Source organism: Mesorhizobium sp. Primo-A, from assembly GCF_003997175.1.
GTDB classification, from domain to species: domain Bacteria; phylum Pseudomonadota; class Alphaproteobacteria; order Rhizobiales; family Rhizobiaceae; genus Mesorhizobium; species Mesorhizobium ciceri.
This window is the reverse complement of record NZ_RZTG01000055.1, coordinates 1-468: the sequence shown is the minus strand read 5'-3', so window position 1 is coordinate 468 and position 468 is coordinate 1. Positions and strand designations below refer to the sequence as shown.

Here is a 468-nt window from a genome sequence, read left to right as displayed (position 1 = left end):
GGGCATCGGCCAGGGCTACATGCAGGCCACACCGTTGCAACTGGCCCAGGCCACTGCGCTGGTGGCGAACAAAGGGAAATGGAATCGTCCCCATCTGGCCAAGACCGTTGAAGGGCAGAAGCCTGTGGACGAAAACCCGATGCCGGACATCGCGCTGCGTGATCCGTCTGACTGGGGCAAGGTCAACCACGGCATGCAACAGGTCATGCATGGCGCGCGCGGTACCGCCCGCAAGGCTGCCATCGGCGCGCAGTACCGCATTGCCGGGAAGAGTGGCACGGCGCAGGTCGTCGCGATTCGGCAGGGCGAGAAGTACGACCGCTCGAAGGTCCAGGAACGCCATCGCGACCATGCCTTGTTCGTCGGCTTCGCGCCGGCCGACAGCCCGAAGATCGTCGTTGCGGTCATGATCGAGAACGGTGAGTCGGGCTCGGGCGTGGCTGCGCCAGTGGTGCGGCAGGTCATGGA

Annotated in this window: 1 protein-coding gene; it reads left to right on the top strand. The window is 65.2% G+C overall.

Annotation, left to right across the window (positions count from 1 at the left end; translation table 11 throughout):
* On the top strand, positions 1-468 hold a 468-nt coding region (locus EOC83_RS32565; RefSeq protein ID WP_281034871.1), incomplete at both ends, for a penicillin-binding transpeptidase domain-containing protein.